We start from the raw sequence: 1,160 nt of genomic DNA, 5'->3' as shown, positions 1-1,160 counted from the left end.
ATCCGCAGCAGCGGTTGTTGCTGGAGGTCGCCTGGGAGGCCTTCGAGCGCGCGGGCATCGACGCGGACTCACTGCGCGGCAGCCGGACCGGCGTGGTGGTGGGAGCAACACCGCACGGATACGGTGCGGTGGGCACGGACGCCGGCGGATACCTGCTCACCGGTACCACGCCTGGGGTCCTGTCCGGGCGGATCGCGTACCAGTTCGGCTTCGAGGGACCCGCGACAACGGTCGACACGGCGTGTTCGTCGTCACTGGTGGCCCTGCACCTGGCGGCGCAGGCGTTGAGGGCGGGCGAGTGCTCGCTCGCGCTGGCCGGCGGTGTCGCGGTTATGGGCACTCCGATGATCCTCACGGAGTTCGCGCGGCAGCGTGGCTTGTCTCCGGACGGCCGGTGCCGGTCGTTCGGTGAGGGCGCGGACGGCACCGGGTGGTCCGAGGGCGTGGGCCTGGTCGTGCTGGAACGGCTCTCCGACGCGCGGCGCAACGGGCACCGGGTGCTCGCGCTGCTGGCGGGTTCGGCCGTGAACCAGGACGGGGCCTCGAACGGACTGACGGCCCCCAACGGCCCCTCGCAGCAGCGGGTGATCCGGCAGGCGCTGGCCAACGCGGGGCTGACGGCCGCCGACGTCGACGTGGTGGAAGGGCACGGCACCGGTACGCGGCTCGGCGACCCGATCGAAGCACAGGCGCTGCTGGCCACCTACGGGCGGGAGCACACCGACGACTCACCCCTGTGGCTCGGATCGGTGAAAGCGAACATCGGACACCCGCAGGCGGCGGCAGGCGTCGCCGGGGTCATCAAAATGGTGATGGCGCTGCAGCACCGGTCCCTGCCCAAAACCCTGTTCGCCGATGACCCCTCGACCGAGGTGGACTGGTCTTCCGGTGGCGTGGCGCTGCTGACCCGGACACGAGAATGGCCGGACACCGGCGGGCACCGGCGAGCCGGAGTGTCCTCGTTCGGCATCAGCGGGACGAACGCACACGTCATTCTGCAGGAACCACCGAACGAACCGGCAAGGGCCGATCGACGGCCGACGCCGACAGCCACGCGTGAACTGCCGGTGTTGCCGTTTGTGTTGTCGGGTCGTGGGTCGGGGGCGTTGTGTGGTCAGGCTGCTCGTTTGCGGTCGTTTGTGGCGGAGCGGCCGGATGTG

Annotated in this window: 1 protein-coding gene; it reads left to right on the top strand. The window is 70.6% G+C overall.

What is annotated here, in order from left to right; genetic code table 11:
• Window positions 1-1,160 (top strand): beta-ketoacyl synthase N-terminal-like domain-containing protein (locus ABZ719_RS37710; RefSeq protein WP_366729681.1); only part of this gene is annotated, 1,160 nt, incomplete at both ends.

It is taken from the genome of Streptomyces sp. NPDC006743, from assembly GCF_040703815.1.
Taxonomy (GTDB): Bacteria; Actinomycetota; Actinomycetes; order Streptomycetales; family Streptomycetaceae; genus Streptomyces.
This window is presented reverse-complemented; position numbering and strand designations above follow the sequence as displayed.